The following is an 18579-nucleotide window of genomic DNA, read 5'->3' on the forward strand; positions in this document are numbered from 1 at the left end:
GGCGAAGGAAGAGGGGTGCTACATCCTTGTCCGTTCTGACTTGGGATCATACATCGGCTTCAGCGACGCTTCCGCCGCAAAGCGCTCGCCGGCGATCTCGATCTCGTAGGTTGAGGCCAGTACATCCGCCTCGCTCTCGCCCTTGCAAGGCACATAGCCCAGCCCAACGGCGCCGCCGAGATGATGGCCGTAATTGCCAGATGTGATCGGGCCGACGATCTTGCCGTCGCGCAAGATCGCTTCGTTGTGGAAGAGCAGGGGCTCTGGATCCTTCAGGCGGAACTGGACGAGCCGGCGTGACAGGCCGGCTTCCTTCTTGCGCAGCACGGCATCGCGGCCGATGAAGTCGCCCTTGGCGGTCCTCACCGCGAAGCCAAGGCCAGCTTCCAGCACATTGTCCTCGTCGGTGATGTCGTGGCCGAAATGCCTGAAGGCCTTTTCGATGCGGCAGGAATCCAGCGTGTGCAGGCCGCAGAGTTTCAGGCCGACATCCGCACCTGCCTCCTCGATCGACTCGAAGACATGGGCCGCCTGGTCGGTCGAGACATAGAGTTCCCAGCCGAGTTCGCCGACATAGGTGACGCGGTGGGCGCGGGCCAGGCCCATGCCGATCTCGATTTCCTGGAACGTGCCGAACGGATTTTTATCATTGGAAAAATCGTTGGGGCTGACTTTCTGGATCAGCTTTCTCGCGTCCGGGCCCATCAGGCAGAGCACGCTTTCGGCCGCCGTCACGTCGGTGATGACGACGAACTCGTCGGCGACGTGCTTGCGCAGCCAAGCCAGGTCGCGCTGCAGCGTGGCGCCGGGGACGACGAGGAAGAAAGCCGTTTCCGACAGCCGCGAAACCGTCAGGTCGCTCTCGATGCCGCCGCGCTGGTTGAGCATCTGGGTGTAGACGATCTTGCCCGGCGCGACGTCCATGTCGTTGGCGCACAATCTTTGCAGGAAAGCGCAGGCGTCGCGGCCCTCGACACGGATCTTCCCGAACGAGGTCATGTCGAACAGACCGACGCCATTCCTGACCGCGAGGTGTTCTTCGCGCTGGTTGTCGAACCAGTTCTGGCGCTTCCAGGAATAGCGGTATTCGCGCTCCTGGCCCTCGCGGGCGAACCAGTTGGCGCGCTCCCAGCCGGCGACTTCGCCGAAAACGGCGCCGCGCGCCTTCAGATGCTCGTGCAGCGGCGAACGCCTGACATTCCTCGAGGTCGCCATCTGGCGGTAGGGGAAATGGTCGGCATAGAGCAGGCCGAGCGTTTCGGAGACGCGCTCCTTGAGGTAGCGGCGGTTCTTCTGGAACGGCTGTGCGCGGCGGATGTCGACTTCCCACAGGTCGAAGGGGGCTTCGCCATCGTTGATCCACTGCGCCAGCGCCATGCCGGCGCCTCCGGATGAGACGATGCCGATCGAATTGTAGCCGGTCGCCATCCAGTAGCCGGCCAGTTCCGGCGCCTCGCCGAGATAGTAGCGGTCGTCGGGCGTAAAACTCTCAGGACCATTGAAGAAGGTGTGGATGCCGGCGGTCGCCAGCATCGGCATGCGGTTGACGCCCATTTCGAGGATCGGCTCGAAATGCTCCATGTCCTCAGGCAGTTGGTCGAAGCAGAAATCCTCGCTTATGCCGTCCATGCCCCACGGCTTGGCCACCGGCTCGAAGGCGCCCAGCATCATCTTGCCGGCGTCTTCCTTGTAGTAGGCGCACTCATCGGGCACGCGCAGCACCGGCAGACGGGTGAGGCCGGGGATCGGTTCGGTGACGAGGTAAAAATGCTCGCAGGCGTGCAGCGGTATGGTGACGCCGTTCTGCGCTCCCAGTTCGCGGGCCCACATGCCGGCGCAGTTGACGACGATGTCGGCCTCGATCGTGCCTTGCTCTTCGCCTTGCGCCCAGGACACGCCGGTGACGCGGCCGGCCTTGCTGTGGACCTTGGTGACCTTGACATTCTCGACGATGGTGGCGCCGCGCTGGCGCGCGCCCTTGGCCAGGGCCATGGCGATATTGGCGGGGTCGCACTGGCCGTCGAGCGGCAGATGCACGGCGCCGACGACATCGGAAACATTGAGATGCGGGTACATCTCGCTGACTTCCCTGGGCGAAATCTCGCGGACATCGACATCGAAGGCACGCGCCAGCGATGCTTGCCTGTAGATCTCGTGCTTGCGCTCCTCGGTCACCGCCACGGTGATCGAACCGACCTGGCGCATGCCGGTGCCGACCTCGGTCTCGGCTTCCAGCTTGACGTAGAGGTCGGCGGAATATTTCGCCAGCCGCGTCATGTTCTGCGAGCCGCGCAGCTGGCCGATCAGGCCGGCGGCATGCCATGTCGTGCCCGACGTCAGCTGTTTGCGTTCGAGAAGCACGATATCGGTCCAGCCAAGCTTGGCCAGGTGATAGGCGACCGAACAGCCGGAAACGCCGCCGCCGATGATGACCGCCCTTGCTTTGGCGGGAACTGCCTTGGCGGTCATGCTGCCTCGCGACGGTAGCTGGAAGCAAAGCGGCGCAGACGGAGTGCAGCTTCCTGCAGCACCGGTTCGGGCTGGCAGAGACTGATGCGAATGTGGCCGGCGGCCGCCTCGCCGAAGCTGGAGCCGGGCATGACGCCGACCTTTTCCTTGTCGAGCAGGGCCCAGGCGAATTTCTCATCGTCCGGTTCGACGGCCGAGATGTCGAGCATGACATACATGCCGCCCTCCGAACCGCGCACGGTCACGTCGTTCATGCCCCGCACGGCGTCGAGCAAGACGGTGCGGCGTGCCGCGTAACGTTCGGCGATCTCTTCGACGCCGTAACGGTTCTCCAGCGCCTCGGAACAGGCGATCGAGATGAAGGCCGGCAGGCCGTAGGTCGTCACCAGATTGAGATTGATCATGAGCGTGATCATCTCCTCCGGTCCCGTCAGCCAGCCCATGCGCCAGCCGGTCATGCCGTGGCTTTTGGACATCGAATTGATGACCAGCGTACGCTCGGCCATCCCTGGCAGCGAGCGCGGCGAGACGTGCTCGCCGCCGCCGAGCGTCCAGTAGACTTCGTCCGACAGCAGCCAGAGATCGTGCTCCCGGCAGACTTCTGCCAACTGCTCCAGCCGCTCGCGCGAATAGACAGCACCGGTCGGATTGTTCGGCGTGTTGATCAGGATGGCGCGCGTGTTCGGCCGGATTGCCGCGCGGATCATGTCGGCACGTGGCTGGAAGCCATCCTCGGCCGGTGTCTCGACGACTGTGAAGTCAGCGCCCGCGGCGCTGAACGTGTTGGGATAGGTGGCGTAGTAGGGCGCCACGACGATGGCGTGGTCGCCCTGGTCGAGCACGCCCTGCACAGCGGCGTAGAGTGCGGCCTGTCCGCCCGGCGTGGCGATCACCTGATCCGGCGACGTCTCGACCCCGGTGCAGGCGCTCGAGGCCGCCGCCATCGCCTTGCGCAGGCGCGGCAGGCCGGGAAGCGGGGTGTAGTGATGATTGCTGCCGCGAACCGCGGTCACACAGGCTTCGATCGTCTGCGAAGGCGTGTCGAAATCATGGTCACCGACCGACAGCATGATGATGTCTTCGCCGGCCTCCTTGCGCGTCCAGGCGGCGAAATGGACTTCCCAGCCGTCCTTGCCCGAAGGCACGATGCCGGAAATGCGCGATGATGGTCTAGGCATGCAAAACTCCCGAAATTTCGTAGCCGGCCTGTTCGAGCCGGTCGCGCAGAGCGGCGATGTGCGGTGGTCCGACTTCGCAGCAGCCGCCAACGATGCTTGCCCCAGCCTCGACCCAGCCGATCGCCTGGTCGGCATAGGCATCCGGGCCAAGGTCGTGACGAGCGTGCAGCACATCGACGGTGCCGCCGTGCTTGAGTGCTTCGGTTGACGTGAAGCCATTGGCGTAGGCGCCGACCGGGCCGCCGAGGTCGATCAGTTCAGGCAAAGCCGCGGCGATTGCTTCCGGCCGGCAGCAATTGACCAGCCGCGCGGCGACTGCCAGGCCGTCGAGCGCGCTTGCCGCGGTGGCTATTGCTTCGCCGCTGCGCAGCCGCGGCTTGCCGTGGTCGGCCAGCGTCCACGACACCCATACCGGCTTGCCGCTTTCCGATGCCGCGGTGACCGCCGCGCGGGCTTCGTCCGCCGACGCCATGGTTTCACACAGGAACAGGTCGACGCCATCGGCCTGCTCGGCAACGATGCGGCGGTAAATATCGAGCGTGGCCTCGAAGGAAATGGTCAGTGCCGGTGCATAGCTGCCGAAAAGCGGCGATAGGCAGCCGGCGATGGCTGCATCGCCGGCCTCGTCGCGGGCCTGCCTGGCCAATTCGATGCCGCGCTTCTGCAACGGCTTGAAAAGGTCTTCCGCACCTTCACGCGCCAGGCGTTCGGGCGTTGCCGAATAAGTGTTGATGGTGATGACGCGAGCGCCGGCGCGAATGAATTCCGCGTGCAGGTCGCGCACCAGATCAGGTTCGTCGATCAGCACCCTGGCCGACCATAGCGGCGTCGGCTCGGATTTGCTGCGGCGGACCAGTTCCTGGCCCATGCCGCCATCGGTGAGGATGATTTTCTTCATGCGCGCAGCCTTTCGTTCTTCGGATCCCACAGCGGTTCATCCTTCTGCACGATCGCCTGAAAGCGGTCACCGAAGATTTCGACCTCGACTGATGTGCCTGGCTCGGCCAGATCGGCGCGCAGCATGCCGAGCGCGATCGACTTGTCGACCCGGTGGCCCCAACCGCCGGACGTCGTCTCGCCGACGATCTTGCCGTCATGCCACAGCGTCGACACCGAAGGGGCGTCGCAGTCGCCCGGGTTCTCTATAACCAGCGTGACGAAGCGCTTCTTCACGCCTTGCTGCTTTTCGTTCTGGAGTGCAGCCTTGCCACGGAAATCGGGCTTGTCCCATTTGACGAAGCGCTCCAGCCCCCCCTGCAGGATCGAATAGTCGGTCGACAGGTCGCCCTTCCAGGTGCGGTAGCCTTTTTCAAGCCTGAGCGAATCCAACGCATACATGCCGAATGGCTTCAGCCCATGCTGCTGGCCTGCCGCGCAGACGGCGTCGAAGATGGCGGCGGTGTCGTCCACCCTGGTGTGGATTTCCCAGCCGAGTTCGCCGGCGAAGGAGACGCGCACAAGCTTCGCCCAGCGGCCGGCGATCTTGGTTTCCTGATGCGTCAGCCATGGCAGAGTGAGGTCGGCTTCGCAGACATCAGTGAGGATTTTTCGCGAGTTCGGGCCGGCCAGGATCTGGGTCGAGAATTCCTCGGTCCGGTCGATCAGCCTGAACGGCGCATCCTTGGGCATGCGCGACTTCAGCCATTCGAAATCATGCCACTGCGCGACCGCCGCGGTGATCAGCGTCATCAGGTTGTCGTCGTGGCGAACCACGGACATTTCGGTGACGATGCGGCCCTTGTCGTCGGCGAAATAGACGAGACCGAGGCGGCCGGGCTTCGGCACCAGGCCGGTGACCTGCAGGCTCAGCCATTCGGCGGCACCGGGACCGTCGAGGTTGAAGCGCGAGAAGCCCGGCAGGTCCAAAATGCCGGCGGCGTCGCGCACGGCCAGGCACTCCTCGCGCACGCGATGATGCCACGGTCCGTCGCGGCGGAAGGTCAGCGTGGCTTCCTCGGAAATGTCATCGCCGTCTTGTGCGTACCAGGTGGCACGCTCCCAGCCATTGTAGGCGTCGAAGCGGCCGCCGAGCGCCTTGATGCGATCGTGGATCGGCGACAGCTTGCGGTCGCGGCCTTCCGGCCAGGCATGGCGCGGGAACTGGATCGCGTATTCGTTGCCGTAGATCTCCATGCCCTTGGCGAGGCAGTAGTCCGGCGCCGAGGCAAAGGAGGTGAAGCGGCGCGGGTCGCACGACCACATATCCCATTCGGTCTGGCCCTCTGTCACCCATTCGGCCAGCACCTTGCCGGCGCCGCCACCCTGGGCAATGCCGAAGGTGAAGACGCAGGCCTCGAAGGCGTTGGGAACGCCGGGCATCGGGCCGATCAGCGGGTTGCCGTCCGGCGTGTAGGGGATAGGCCCGTTGATCACCTTGGACAGGCCGGCGGTGCCAAGGATCGGCACGCGGGCGACGGCATCGGCCAGATAATGTTCCAGCCGGTCGAGGTCGTCGGGGAACAATTGAAAGGAAAAATCCTCCGGCATCGGGTCGTTGTGGGTGGCCCAATGCGCGCGGCAATTGCGCTCATAGGGACCGAGATTCATGCCGTTCTTCTCCTGACGCAGATAGTAGGAGGTGTCGACGTCGCGCAGCAGCGGCAGTTTCTTGCCCTGTTCCTTCGACCATGCCGCCAGCTCGGGGATCTCCTCGAACAAAATGTACTGATGGCTCATCACCATCATCGGCACGTCGCGGCCGAACATCCGGCCGACTTCGGCGGCGCGGTAGCCGGCGGCATTGACGACGATCTCGCAGCGGATCTCACCTTGCGCCGTCTCGACCACCCACTCGTCGTTCTCGCGGCGCACGCCTGTGACCGGGCAGAAGCGGATGATCTTCGCGCCCATGTCGCGCGCGCCCTTGGCCAGCGCCTGGGTGAGCTGCGCCGGATCGATGTCGCCGTCGCTCGGGTCGTAGAGCGCGCCTTTCAAATCATGCGTCTCGATGAAGGGATAGCGGCGCTGGATCTCGTCGACGCCGACGATGTCGATGTCCATACCCTGGTAGCGGCCCATGCCCTTGGCGCGCTGAAATTCCTGCATGCGCTCTTTCGTGTGGGCAAGGCGCAGCGAGCCGGTGACGTGATAGTTCATGGGATAGTCGACTGCGTCGGCCAGCCCGCGATAAAGCTCGGTCGAATAGCGCTGCATGTTCATCAGCGACCAGGACGAGGAGAAAGTCGGCACGTTGCCGGCGGCATGCCAGGTCGAGCCCGAAGTCAGCTCGTTCTTTTCCAAGAGCACGCAGTCGGTCCAGCCCGCCTTGGCGAGATGGTAGAGCGCGGAAGTGCCGACGGCACCGCCTCCGATGATCACCACGCGCGCCGTGCTCGGCAAACCCGCCATGTTCTTCTCCAAACTTGAACTCAATAGACGGGTGGTGAAACCACCCAGATGACAATTGCAGGCTCCGCGCCCGGATTGCGCCAGCGGTAAGGCTTGCCTTCAAAGCGAAAGGAGTCGCCTTCGCCAAGCCGATGCCAGACACCTCCGATCTCGATGTCGAACAGCCCGGAGGCGACGTATCCAGCTTCCTCGGTCGGCCGCTGCGCCTCGGCCTTCAGTTCCGCGCCCGGCGCGAAGACCGAACGCACCATCTCGAAGCTACCGCCGAGATCGGGCGACAGAAGCTCCTCCACCAGGCCGGATTCGCTTGTGCCAAGCGTGCGGCGCCTGCCAGCGCGCACGACCACGCCGCGCTCGCTTTCGACAGGTACGTCATGGCTGAAGAACAGGCTGATCGGCACGCCGAACAGTTCGGCGAAGGCTCGGAGGTCACCGAGCGATGGCGTCGACAGACCGCGCTCGACCTGGCTGACCCAGCCGACCGAACGGCCAAGCTTCGAGCCGATCTCGGCGAGTGTCAGCGCGCGCGCCTTGCGCAGGGCCCTGATATCGCCGGCCAGCACGCGTTCGTCAGGTACCTGCAATGTTCTAGCGGTAGTCGAAGGCAAAGCACTCACTTTATGAAAAAATCTGGCCAAATTTCATGAGAAGTCAAGCTCATGAAAAAATCAAGTAGATTTTCACGGATGCACAAGATTTGCTTGCGCGATTTTGACGGTTCATGCAAAGGCTCCGCCGAGAGCGGCGAGTGGGGACGTCCGATCGAGACAAAGGGTAAGGGACGGCCCATGCTGGAAAATAACCCCCGAATTCCGGGCGATGCCGAGATTGTCGACGAGGCGATCCTGTCGCGCCGTTCGGTGCGCGCATTCCTGCCCGACATGGTCGACGACGAAACCATCCGCGCCATTCTGTCGGTTGCGGCGCGTGCCCCATCCGGCACCAACATGCAGCCATGGAAGGTCTATGTCACCAAGGGCGAGAGCAAGCAGCGGATATCAGACGCCATTCTCAATTCCGGCATTCGCGCTGAAAAAGCTGATTGGGACGAGTACCGGTATTATCCCACGCAGTTCTTCGAGCCGTATCTGACCCGCCGCCGCGCCAACGGTTTCGGCCTCTATGGCGCGCTCGGGATCGGTCGTCGCGAGGTCGACAAGATGCGCGCCCAGCACGACCGCAACTTCGTCTTCTTCGACGCCCCGGTCGGCATGATCTTCACCATCGACCGCCGCCTCAACCAGGGCTCATGGATCGACTACGGCATGTTCCTGCAGAACATCATGGTCGCAGCAAGAGGCAGGGGTCTGCACACCTGTCCGCAGGCGGCCTTCGCGCCCTATCACCGGCAGATCAGGCCGGTGCTCGACATTCCGGACGAAGAGATCGTCGTCTGCGGCATGGCGGTTGGTTACGAAGATACGTCAAAACCTGAGAACGCCTTCCGCACCGACCGCGTGCCGCTTGAAGAGTGGGTCACGTTCAGCGAATAAGCCAGCCAGCCTCATTCGGTGTTCATCTGTGCGCCGTGGCCACTGACATGGGCACCGTCCTGTGGCGTCAGCTTGAGGTAGGCAAGCAGCGCGCAGAGCGTGATGATGCCCTCGATGACGAACAGGATTCGGAAATCGTTGGCGACGGCTGCACCGCCGCCGGCCAGAAATGACAATGCCGCCGCAGCCAGGCCGACGCTGATCGCCACCGCTAGCTGCCATAATATGTAATAGAGCGCGCTGAAGCGGGCGAGCTGCTCGGGCGCGATGTCGGAATAGGCGAGATTGCCGGTCGAGGCCCATTGCGCGGAGCGGAAGACGCCGAAGACGAAGATGTAGGTCAGCACGATCCACACCGGCGTGGTCGCCTGCATCAAGGCGAAGCCGGCGACCATGGCGGCAACGATGGGCGTGTTGTAGACCAGCACGCGGCGAAAGCCGAAACGGTTGAGGACGCGCGGCATGAAGAAGCGCATGGCCACGGAGCCGACCGCGGCGACGAAGGTCAGCGATCCCGCCTGCACCGCGCTCATGCCGAAGCCGAGCTGGAACATCAAGGGCAGCAGGAACACCACCGAGCTGAGGCCGATCGTGTCCAGCCCGCCGCCGGTGAGGAACGAAATGCGGAAGGTACGGATGCGCAACAGCTTGAGATCGAGCAGCGGATTGCGCACGCGCAGGCAGTAGAACGAGGCGATGGTCAGGATGGCCAGCGCCAGCGCCAGTTCTGCGGCGATGATGCCGCCCGCGGCATCCTTGGCAGCAAGCGAATCCATGCCGAAGACGAGCAGCACCATGCCGCTGCCGACCAGCAGGAAGCCCGGAAAATCGAACGGCGTGCGCACGGGCTTGGTCATCGTCGGAAACAGCGAGGCGGCAAGAATTGCCGCCGCCAGCGCGAACGGCACGTTGATGAAGAAGATCCAGCGCCAGGAAATGTAGGTGGTCAGCGCGCCCCCGACGAGCGGACCGACCAACGGTCCGGACTGGCCGGCCAGCGAGATGTACATGTTGATCTTCAGCGTTCGGCTGCGCGGAAAGGTCGACAGGATGACGACTTGGCCGAGTGTGCCCATCAAGGCGCCGCCGAAGCCTTGCAGCGCACGCGCACCAACCAGCGTCCAGATGTTGTCGGACAGTCCGCAGAGCGCCGACGAGGCGGCGAACACCAGCAAGGCAAAACAGTAGACATTGCGCAGTCCGAAGCGGTCGGCGGCCCAGCCGCCAAGCGGCATCGAGATGATCAGGCTGGCGACATAGACGGTAATCAAGAGGCCGAGCTGGCTGGGCGGACGGCCGAGGCTTTCGCTGATGCCCGGCAGCGCGGTCACCACGACATTCTGGTCGAGGCTGGTCATGAACACGCCGCAGGCAACCGTCAGCGGCAGCAGGAGCAGGGCTCTGGCCGGCACATCGGCGCGATCCGTGGCGCCGGCGGATAGTTCTGCGGTCATGGAGATGTTCGAACCAAACGAATGTGCCGACTCTTGAAGAAGGGATTTCATATCCCTCGGGCCGGTTGGGCGGCCACGTTTTCGCACCATGGGCGCCGGCGGCCCGATTCTCGAGCGGCAGAAGCGGCTGGCGTTGATGCCAGATGTGGGCAACGCGGCCATCCGGCCGCGCCGCCTACTGCACCTCGTAGCCGACTTCCTCGCTGGCATGGCAGAGCGCCTTCCAGAAAGAGCGTGCGAACGAGCGGAAGACATAGATGTCGAACTGGTCGGCACTGGTCCGCTGGATCTGGGCGAAGATGTCGTGATGGGTGGTCGAACGGCCGGCGCCGACCGGAAAGGCCGGCAGCGCGAAGTCGATGGCGAAGAATTTCGCCAGCACCCATTCCGCCTTCGGCCCGGCAATGCGGATGGCGGTGCGGCCGTGCGAGAGGTCGGTCACGGTGCCAATGGCGGGGGTCACCACTTTGGCAAAGGCCGCAGCCAGGCCTTCGGCTTCATCGGCAACGGTGAACTTTCCCGGCGCGAAGCCGAACACCGATTTCACGCCGTCGCTCAAGCCGCCGCCGGCGCCATCGGGCAGGGCAAGCCCGGTGACGGTGCGGATGGCTGCTATCAGCTTCTTCTCCTCGCCGGGCCACGCGGCGAGCTGCACGATCGAGCCCGGCCTTGTCTCGGTCAGGATGATCTCGACGCCGTGCTCGAAATTGCCGTGCGAGCCGACATGGAATTCAGGCTCAAGCGGCGACAAGGGTTCGGGTGATTGGCGCTCAACCATGCATGCGGCTCCCGTCCGGATCGAAGAAGTGGTTGGAGACGATCTCGACCGGTCCAAACCGGTTGCGCAAGGGATCGGAGACATGAGCGCGCGTGCCCTGCCGTGCCTTGCCGCCCTTGACCAGCGCCAGCGCGATATGCCTGCCGAGCGCCGGTGAATAGCAGCAGGCGGTGATGTGACCGATCGAGCCGTGCGGATTGGCCTCGTCAACCTCCTCGACGATGTGCGCGCCGCCATTGAACGGTAGGTTGTCGAGGGCGATCAGGCCGACCAGTTCCAGGCGGTCCGACGCGATCAGGCCTTCGCGGTCCATCATCGCCGAGCCGATGAACGGCTTCTTCTTCGACAGCATCCAGTCGAGATGCAGGTCGCGCGCCGTGGTGCGGCCGTCGATCTCGGCGCCGGTGACATGGCCTTTTTCGATGCGCATGGTGCCCAGCGCCTCGAGCCCGTAGGTGACCAGCCCGAACGGTTTGCCGGCCTCGACAAGCGCTTCCCAGACATGGGTGCCGTGGCCGGCGCCGGAATAGACTTCGAACGCCATTTCGCCGGAGAAGGACAGCCGGCAGATCATCACCGGCACGCCTGCTATCTCGCCGCGCACGAGGCCCATGAAGGGCAAGGTGGCATTGTCGACTGCGGTGCCGGTGACACAAGAGGCGAGGATCTGCCTGGCCTTCGGCCCGCCGATCGCGGCCCCCGCCCATTCGTCGGTCACCGAGGTGACGTGGACTTTCAGCTCCGGCCAGATCACGTCGAGGAAATATTCCAGATGCTGCATCACCTTGCCGGCATTGGCGGTGGTGGTGGTCATCAGGAAGTCCTGCTCGCCGAGCCGCCAGGTGGTGCCGTCGTCGAAAGCAAGGCCGTCCTCGCGCAGCATCAGACCGTAGCGGGCCTTGCCGACGGCCAGCGTCGAAAACATGTTGGTGTAGACGCGGTCGAGGAATGCGGCGGCGTCGGGGCCCTGCACGGCAATCTTGCCCAATGTCGAGACATCGACGATCCCTGCGCTTTCGCGTGTCGCCTTGGCTTCGCGCACATAGGCCTGCTCGACCGTTTCGCCTGCATGGCCGTAGATCATCGGGCGATACCAGAGGCCCGCTGAATACATGGTCGCGCCGTTGGCCAGATGCCAATCATGCATCGGGGTCAATCGTTCGGGCTTGAGATCGCCAAAACGTTCCGCCGCCAGCGAGCCGATCGACACCGGCGCGAAGGGCGGCCGGAAGCGCGTCGTGCCGACCTCGGGGATGGGCTTGCCCAGCGCTTCGGCCATGATGGCAAGGCCGGGCACGTTGGAGCTCTTGCCCTGGTCGGTCGCCATGCCGAGCGTGGTGTAGCGTTTCAGATGCTCGACCGAGACAAAGCCTTCCCGGTGCGCCAGCCGCACGTCCTCTGCCGTCACGTCGTGCTGGAAGTCGACAAAGCTCTTGCCCTTGGCCCTGATCTCGAACACCGGCGCGGGATCAGGATCGCCGGGCACGGCTTCCACCACCGGCAATACAGAAGGCGCGCTGGGGCCACCGGCTGCGGCAAGGCCTGCGGCGCGGCCTTCGGCGATGGCTTCGGCGGTGGAGAAACTGCCGGTGAAGGCGCCGGCGCCGATCCAGCTCTGTGTCGGCTTCGGCGGCAGGAAGGCCTGCCGCGCGGCATTCCATTCCGCCTTGGCGCCGGCCTGGCTGGCCAGATGGATGGTCGGCGACCAGCCGCCCGACATCAGCAGGCAATCGGCATGGATGCTGCGTGCATCGCCGATGAGCGTGCCGTTGGCCATATCGAAGCGTTGCAGTTTGAGGCCGGACAGCGCCTTTCCGCCTTCGGTGGCGACGACGGCATGGCCAGCGAAGATCTCGGCCTCGGCTTCCGCGGCCAGCTTGCGCATCTCCGGCGAAAGTTCCGGCCTAACATCGGCGATGGCGACGACCGCGGCACCGGCCTTCTTCAAGGCGACGGCCGCCCGATAGGCGCTGTCATTGTTGGTGAACAGCGCTATCCGCTCGCCCGGCAGCACGCCGAATTCGTTGGCATAGCGCTCGGCTGCATGCGCCAGCATCACGCCTGGCCGGTCATTGCCGGGGAACACGAGCGGCCGCTCGAACGCACCGGTGGCCAGGACCACGGATTTGGCACGGATCGCCCAATAGCGATGGCGCGGCTCGCCCTTGCCTGGTTGATCCTTGTGGTCGCTGACCCGTTCGAGCGCGGCAAGCGTGTTGTTGTCGTAATAACCCCACACCGTGGTGCGCGGTAGAAGCCGGACATTGTCGCGGCCTGCGAGCTGGGCGACCGCGCGCCGCGCCCAGTCGGCGGCAGGCGCGCCATCGATGCTTTCCCCGGACCAGTTGGCCGAACCGCCGAAAAGCGGCTCGAGATCGGCCAGCATGACGCGCGCTCCCTGATCGGCGGCGGTCCTGGCGGCCATCAGGCCGGCCGGCCCCGAGCCGACCACCAGCACGTCGCAAAAGGCGTTCATGCGCTCGTAGCGGGCCGGGTCCTTCGCCGTTCCGGCGCTGCCGAGACCGGCGGCGCGGCGGATGAGGTGTTCGCAGAACATCCAGAAGCGTGTGCCTTTGAGCGGCCCAAACACCGGTCCCATGAAGGTCTTGTAGTAGAAGCCGGCCGACAGGATGTTGCCGCCGAGCTGGTTGACGGCGTTGATGTCCCAGGCAAGCGAGGGAAAGCGGTTCTGGCTGATGGCAACCAGGCCGTCATGGATCTCGACCATGGTCGCCGGAATGTTGGGTTCACGAACCTCGCCCTTCAGCACCGTCACCAGCGCGTTGGGTTCCTCGACGCCGGCTGTGAGCAGGCCGCGCGGGCGGTGGTATTTGAACGAACGTCCGTAAAGCGTGACGCCCTTGGCCAGCAGGGCCGACGCCAGCGTGTCGCCGGCATGGCCGGTGTAGGCCGTGCCGTCGAAGGTGAAGCGGATGGTTTTCAGCCGGTCGATGCGGCCGCCGGTATCGGCGCGGCGCGGGCTCATGCCTTGTCCTCCGCCTTGCGGCGCGCGGCGGAGCCATGATCGCCGCGCCCTTGATGATCACCGCGCACGAAGGCAACGCTGGAAATCTCATGCGTCAGCGTGTTGCGCACGACGCGCAGATGCGCGCGGCAGCCGCCGGAATGCTGCCAAATCTCGTTGTGATCCCCGGCCGGGTTCAGCCTGTCATAGACATAGGCATTCCACGCCTCGAAATTCTGAGAGGCAGGATCGGGACGCTCGCGGTTGCCGTCACCCTGATAGGTGAACTCGATGACGTCGCGCGGACCGCAATAGGGGCAAGTGATCAACATTGAACTCTACCTAATGCCTAATGCAGCCGGGGGTTTGCACCCTGGCCCTTGTCGTCGATCACCAGGCCGCGGTGGAAGCGGTCGAGGGTGAAGGGGGCGTTGAGATCGTGCGGCTGGTCCTTGGCGATGGTCCAGGCGAAGCACCAGCCGGAAGCCGGCGTCGCCTTGAAGCCGCCATAGCACCAGCCGCAGTTGAGATACATGCCGGGCAGGGGGCCGGTGGTGATGATCGGCGAGCCGTCCATCGACATGTCGCAGACGCCGCCCCAGGAGCGCAGCATGCGCACGCGCGCAAGGCCCGGAAACAGCGCCAGCATTTCGCTCATCACCTCGTCGACGACAGGCAGATTGCCGCGCTGGGCGTAGCTGTTGTAGCCGTCGATGTCGCCGCCATAGATGAGGCCGCCCTTGTCCGACTGCGACATGTAGAAATGGCCCATGCCGAAGGTGACGACGGTATCGATGAAGGGTTTCAGCGATTCCGTCACGAAGGCCTGCAGCACATGGCTCTCGATCGGCATCGTCTCGATGCCGGCCATCTGCATGACCCGTCCGGTGCTGCCGGCGACCGCCACGGCCACCTTCCTGGCGCGGATGTCGCCGCGCGACGTGGTGACGCCTGATATACGGTCGCCATCGCGCAGAAAGCCGGTGACCTCGCAATTCTCGATGACGTCGACGCCACGCCGGTCGGCGCCACGCGCATAGCCCCAGGCCACCGCATCGTGGCGGGCGGTGCCGGCGCGGCGCTGCATCAAGCCGCCGACCACCGGGAAGCGCGCGCTTTCGGAGACATCGAGCGCCGGGATCAGACGTTTGATCTCAGCTTTCGTCATCAGTTCGGCGTCGACGCCGAGATGGCGCATGGCGTTGCCGCGCCTTGCATAGTCGTCGAACTGGGCCGGCGTGTGCGCTAGGTTCAGGCAGCCGCGCTGCGAGAACATGACGTTGTAGTTGAGCTCATGCGAGAGGTTCTCCCACAGCTTCATCGAGTGTTCGTAGAAGCGGGTGTTGGCCGGCAGCAGGTAGTTCGAGCGCACCGCCGTGGTGTTGCGGCCGACATTGCCGGAACCGAGCCAGCCCTTTTCCACAACGGCGACATTGGTGATGCCGTGTTCCTTGGCAAGATAATAGGCGGTCGCCAGCCCATGACCGCCGCCACCGATGATGATGACGTCATAGGACGCCTTCGGGTCAGGCTTGCGCCATGCCGGCTTCCAATCCTTGTTTCCCTTGAGCGCGTTCGCGAGCAGCGAAAAGGCCGAGTACTCTGCCATTGATGTCATCCGGTTCGGGCGATGCGGCAGACTATAGAGCAGGCCGCACCCGCAAAGCCAATATTGCGCCATCGCCTTTCGACTGGCCGACGCTTGAGATGGATCGATGGGGGTGAGTGATTTGTTGGCGCCAATGATCGGATGGGCTCGCTATACGACGGCTTGCCCCATGATAGGGCCGTCTTTATCAAGGGCAGGCTTTTCAAATTGCCTTTGCCGCAGATGAGTCGCCAACAAATCATGCTTTTCCGATTGCTTCGTCTCATTTTGCTCCTCGCGCTTGTCGTTTCGGCGCCGATGTCGTTCGACGCGGCTGCACAAGGGCTCGGCCAGGCGCCCGCCGGACTGGTCGCCGACCAGCAGAAGATCATCCAGGACCTGACGACCAAGACCGACAATTTCGAGAAGCAGATCCAGCAGGACGCCGAGGAGGATAGCAGCCTTGTCGATATCCGCCTGCAGCTCGAGGAGTTGTCTCGGCAATCGCTGAACAGCGCACTGGCCTTCCGCACGCGTCTTGGCGAGATCAACAGCCGTCTTGAGCAGCTTGGCGCGGCACCTGCGGCGGGCCAGCCGCCGGAGCCCGACATCGTCAGCGGCGAACGCCAGGCGCTGGTGTCGGAAAAGGCCGAGATCAATGCGGTCATCTCGCAGGCCCAGGCCCTGTCGATCCGCATCAGCGGGCTGATCGATAAGATCGGCAATATGCGCAGCGAGTTGTTCCGCAACCTTTTGACCAAACGCTACGTGCTGTCGGATGCGCTGAGCCCGCAGGTGTTCTCCGACGCCCAGGACGAATACACCAATCTGTACAAGGCGGTGTCTTCCTGGCTGAGCTTCGCTTTCAAGTTCAAGTTCCAGGCCATCCTCGCAGCGACCTTCGTGGCGCTCGGGCTGGCGCTGGTGCTGCTGGTCGGCGGCAGGCGGCTGTTCGGGAGGGTGTTCGAAGCCGATCCCTCCAATGAAGACCCGTCCTATCTCAGCCGCTTATCGGTGGCTTTCTGGTCAACCTTGCTGCCAACGCTGGCGGTTGCCGCCTTTCTGGGATCGACGATTTTCTTCTTCAATTATTACAATGTGTTGCGCGGTGATATTGGCCTGTTCCTCAATGCATTGGCGACCGCCATCGGCGTGGTGTTCTGCGTCAACCGGCTGACCAATGCGGCGCTGGAGCCGCGGCTGCCGAACTGGCGCCTTATCCCGGTTGAAACGGGGCCGGCGCGCTGGCTGGTGCGCCTGACCACCGCCATGGCCGTGGTCATCAGCGTCAACACCTTCCTGTCGGTGATCAACGACAAAATGGGCTCGCCGCTGTCATTGACCATTGCCCGCAGTTTCGGCGCAACCATCATCGTCGGCGTCATCCTGATCCTGATGGCGATGCTGAGGCCATTCAAGGCGCGTGATGGAAGTTGGCGGCCGTGGCCGGCATGGCTGCGCTATACGGCGCTTGCACTCGGTCTTTTCACCATCGTCGCGGCGCTGCTTGGTTACATCGGCCTCGCTCTGTTCGTTTCGCTGCAGGTCGTCGTTACCGGCACCGCGCTGATCACCGCCTATATCGGTTTCCTGTCGGCACAGGCGATCGGCGAGGAGGGTGCTTTCGCCAACACGACCGTCGGGCGCTGGCTGTCGGCCAAATCCAGCTACGAGGATACGGCCCTCGACCAGCTAGGCCTTGTCGTCAGCGTTGCCATCAATGTGATGATCGTGCTGGTGTTCCTGCCGCTGATCCTGCTGATGTGGGGTTTCCAGCTGGGCGATATCCAGGCTTGGGCCTACAAGCTCGCAACCGGGATCAACATCGGGTCGGTGACCATTTCGGTGACCGGCATCCTCTCCGGCATCGTCGTCTTCATCATAGGCTATTTCCTGACGCGCTGGTTCCAGGGCTGGCTCGACGGTTCGGTGATGGCGCGTGGCAAGGTCGATACCGGCGTGCGCAACTCGATCAGGCTGGCGGTCGGCTATGCCGGCGTCGCGCTCGCGGCACTGGTCGGGATCTCGGCGGCGGGCATAGACCTGTCCAGCCTGGCGCTGGTCGCCGGCGCTCTTTCCCTCGGTATCGGCTTTGGCCTGCAGAACGTGGTGTCCAATTTCGTTTCCGGCCTGATCCTGTTGGCCGAGCGACCATTCAAGGTGGGCGACTGGATCGTTGCCGGCGATGTCAGCGGCACAGTCAAGAAGATCAGCGTGCGCGCCACCGAGATCGAAACCTTCCAGCGGCAATCGGTGATCCTGCCCAATTCGAACCTGATCAACAACGCCGTCGGCAACTGGACGCACCGCAACAAGCTCGGCCGCGTCGACATCAAGGTCGGCGTCGCTTACGGCAGCGACGTCAAGCAGGTTCATGCCGTCCTGCTGGAGATCGCCCGCAGCCACCCGATGGTGCTGAAGAACCCCGAACCCTTCGTGCTGTTTTCCAATTTCGGCCCTGCCGCCCTGGAATTCGAGATCCGCGTGTTCCTGGCCGATGTGATGAATGGCAACATCGCGCAGAACGACATCCGTTTTGCCGTCCTCGAAAAATTCAGCAGCGAACACATCGAGATGCCCTCGACGCCGCGCGCCGTGGTCGAGGCCCATAAGCCCAAGGCGTGGCCGACAGACGACGACAAGATCGAGGCCGACTTCGCCGAACAGGAGCAGATAAAGGCCGAAGCCGAGGCGGAGAAGAAGCGGCTGGTCAAGTCCCGCAAAACCAAGAAGCCAGATCCGGACTAAGCTGGGACTCCGTCGACCTTGATCCTGCCGGAACCGATTGCGGCATGAATGCGGCATTCAGTTGCGGTTCAGCTTCCATCTCCTATAAGCTCCCATGCAAAGGCGAAATTGCCTTGCGAAATGCAACAGAGGCGGTGGGAACACCGATATTGCACCATGTGGAAGTCTCTCGTCGCTGCCGTCGCCCTGGTCGCCGCCATCGGCTCGGTCCATGCCGCAAGCGCGGTCAACAAGGACGCCGAGACCCGCACGCTGGTCGTGACCGAGGGCGGCAGCAAGACCGACCTCGCGCTGGCTGGTGGCGAAACGGTTGAGTTCTGCCCGAATGGCTGTTTCGTCACCTTGCCGAACGGCGACCTCGAAGCTCTGACCGGTTCGGAAACCATCGAAATCTCGGGCGGCGTCGCCCGAATCAAGTAATTCCGGTTGCATATCTTGAGGGCCGGGCATTTGCTCGGCCTTTTATTGTTTCCGGTAGCAGTTGCTTAACAATGACGCCGGAAATACCGTCACGGCAGCCGTCTGCAACCGGGCGTTTTAACGTTCGCTACGCCATCG

Annotated in this window: 13 protein-coding genes; 3 read left to right on the forward strand and 10 right to left on the reverse strand. The window is 63.8% G+C overall.

Translation table 11 applies throughout. The annotated features are described in order from the left end of the window. Positions 1-18: 18 nt before the first annotated feature. From EJ079_RS22005 to EJ079_RS22025, 5 genes are read right to left on the reverse strand one after another with little or no spacing between them, the layout of a single operon-like run. Positions 19-2469: an FAD-dependent oxidoreductase gene (locus EJ079_RS22005; RefSeq protein ID WP_127810150.1), complete on the reverse strand. Its 2451-nt coding sequence runs from the start codon at positions 2467-2469 to the stop codon at positions 19-21. Further along, complete coding sequence (locus EJ079_RS22010) at positions 2466-3647, reverse strand: pyridoxal phosphate-dependent aminotransferase (RefSeq protein WP_127810151.1); 1182 nt, start codon at positions 3645-3647, stop codon at positions 2466-2468. The genes EJ079_RS22005 and EJ079_RS22010 overlap by 4 nt, the downstream gene beginning before the upstream one ends. After that, a complete protein-coding gene (locus tag EJ079_RS22015; RefSeq protein ID WP_127399248.1) occupies positions 3640-4545 on the reverse strand; it encodes a homocysteine S-methyltransferase family protein in 906 nt (301 codons plus the stop codon). The genes EJ079_RS22010 and EJ079_RS22015 overlap by 8 nt, the downstream gene beginning before the upstream one ends. Then, positions 4542-6995, reverse strand: coding sequence for an FAD-dependent oxidoreductase (locus EJ079_RS22020; RefSeq protein WP_127810152.1), 2454 nt, complete (start codon positions 6993-6995; stop codon positions 4542-4544). The genes EJ079_RS22015 and EJ079_RS22020 overlap by 4 nt, the downstream gene beginning before the upstream one ends. A 20-nt stretch (positions 6996-7015) precedes the next feature. Further along, the gene (locus EJ079_RS22025) at positions 7016-7579 is read right to left on the reverse strand and encodes an XRE family transcriptional regulator (RefSeq protein ID WP_127810153.1); all 564 of its coding nucleotides are present in this window, start codon (positions 7577-7579) and stop codon (positions 7016-7018) included. 204 nt (positions 7580-7783) lie between these two features. On the opposite strand from EJ079_RS22025, the gene EJ079_RS22030 reads away from it, so the two are divergent. Continuing rightward, positions 7784-8488, forward strand: coding sequence for a nitroreductase (locus EJ079_RS22030; RefSeq protein ID WP_164873834.1), 705 nt, complete (start codon positions 7784-7786; stop codon positions 8486-8488). Positions 8489-8499: 11 nt separating this feature from the next. Here the strand turns inward: EJ079_RS22030 and EJ079_RS22035 are convergent, their stop codons facing one another. From EJ079_RS22035 to EJ079_RS22055, 5 genes are all read right to left on the reverse strand, one after another. Beyond that, positions 8500-9942 (reverse strand): MFS transporter, encoded by a 1443-nt coding sequence (locus EJ079_RS22035; protein WP_127810154.1) that lies wholly within the window; start codon positions 9940-9942, stop codon positions 8500-8502. A gap of 175 nt (positions 9943-10117) precedes the next feature. Then, positions 10118-10720, reverse strand: a complete 603-nt coding sequence (locus EJ079_RS22040; protein WP_127398087.1) for a sarcosine oxidase subunit gamma — start codon at positions 10718-10720, stop codon at positions 10118-10120. Further along, positions 10713-13706: a sarcosine oxidase subunit alpha gene (locus EJ079_RS22045; protein ID WP_127810155.1), complete on the reverse strand. Its 2994-nt coding sequence runs from the start codon at positions 13704-13706 to the stop codon at positions 10713-10715. The genes EJ079_RS22040 and EJ079_RS22045 overlap by 8 nt, the downstream gene beginning before the upstream one ends. Then, positions 13703-14017, reverse strand: coding sequence for a sarcosine oxidase subunit delta (locus tag EJ079_RS22050; protein ID WP_127381894.1), 315 nt, complete (start codon positions 14015-14017; stop codon positions 13703-13705). Before EJ079_RS22050 ends, EJ079_RS22045 begins: the two co-directional genes overlap by 4 nt. 17 nt (positions 14018-14034) lie before the next feature. Then, the gene (locus EJ079_RS22055; RefSeq protein ID WP_127810156.1) at positions 14035-15294 is read right to left on the reverse strand and encodes a sarcosine oxidase subunit beta; all 1260 of its coding nucleotides are present in this window, start codon (positions 15292-15294) and stop codon (positions 14035-14037) included. Positions 15295-15534: 240 nt separating this feature from the next. On the opposite strand from EJ079_RS22055, the gene EJ079_RS22060 reads away from it, so the two are divergent. Further along, positions 15535-18021 carry a mechanosensitive ion channel family protein gene (locus EJ079_RS22060; protein ID WP_127810157.1) on the forward strand — a complete coding sequence of 829 codons (2487 nt, stop codon included), beginning with the start codon at positions 15535-15537 and terminating at the stop codon, positions 18019-18021. 156 nt (positions 18022-18177) lie between these two features. Continuing rightward, entirely contained in the window at positions 18178-18441 is a 264-nt protein-coding gene (locus EJ079_RS22065; protein WP_164748978.1) for a hypothetical protein, read from the forward strand. Positions 18442-18579 lie beyond the last annotated feature (138 nt).

Source organism: Mesorhizobium sp. M7A.F.Ce.TU.012.03.2.1, assembly GCF_004006095.1.
In the GTDB taxonomy this organism is placed as follows: domain Bacteria; phylum Pseudomonadota; class Alphaproteobacteria; order Rhizobiales; family Rhizobiaceae; genus Mesorhizobium.

Excerpts from the sequence above, each read along its gene's own strand:
- EJ079_RS22045 (WP_127810155.1), bottom strand. The coding sequence starts at position 13,706 with ATGAGCCCGCGCCGCGCCGATACCGGCGGCCGCATCGACCGGCTGAAA.
- EJ079_RS22035 (WP_127810154.1), bottom strand. The coding sequence starts at position 9,942 with ATGACCGCAGAACTATCCGCCGGCGCCACGGATCGCGCCGATGTGCCG.
- EJ079_RS22010 (WP_127810151.1), bottom strand. The coding sequence starts at position 3,647 with ATGCCTAGACCATCATCGCGCATTTCCGGCATCGTGCCTTCGGGCAAG.
- EJ079_RS22015 (WP_127399248.1), bottom strand. The coding sequence starts at position 4,545 with ATGAAGAAAATCATCCTCACCGATGGCGGCATGGGCCAGGAACTGGTC.
- EJ079_RS22005 (WP_127810150.1), bottom strand. The coding sequence starts at position 2,469 with ATGACCGCCAAGGCAGTTCCCGCCAAAGCAAGGGCGGTCATCATCGGC.
- EJ079_RS22040 (WP_127398087.1), bottom strand. The coding sequence starts at position 10,720 with ATGGTTGAGCGCCAATCACCCGAACCCTTGTCGCCGCTTGAGCCTGAA.
- EJ079_RS22060 (WP_127810157.1), top strand. The coding sequence starts at position 15,535 with ATGCTTTTCCGATTGCTTCGTCTCATTTTGCTCCTCGCGCTTGTCGTT.
- EJ079_RS22020 (WP_127810152.1), bottom strand. The coding sequence starts at position 6,995 with ATGGCGGGTTTGCCGAGCACGGCGCGCGTGGTGATCATCGGAGGCGGT.
- EJ079_RS22055 (WP_127810156.1), bottom strand. The coding sequence starts at position 15,294 with ATGGCAGAGTACTCGGCCTTTTCGCTGCTCGCGAACGCGCTCAAGGGA.
- EJ079_RS22065 (WP_164748978.1), top strand. The coding sequence starts at position 18,178 with ATGTGGAAGTCTCTCGTCGCTGCCGTCGCCCTGGTCGCCGCCATCGGC.
- EJ079_RS22050 (WP_127381894.1), bottom strand. The coding sequence starts at position 14,017 with ATGTTGATCACTTGCCCCTATTGCGGTCCGCGCGACGTCATCGAGTTC.
- EJ079_RS22030 (WP_164873834.1), top strand. The coding sequence starts at position 7,784 with ATGCTGGAAAATAACCCCCGAATTCCGGGCGATGCCGAGATTGTCGAC.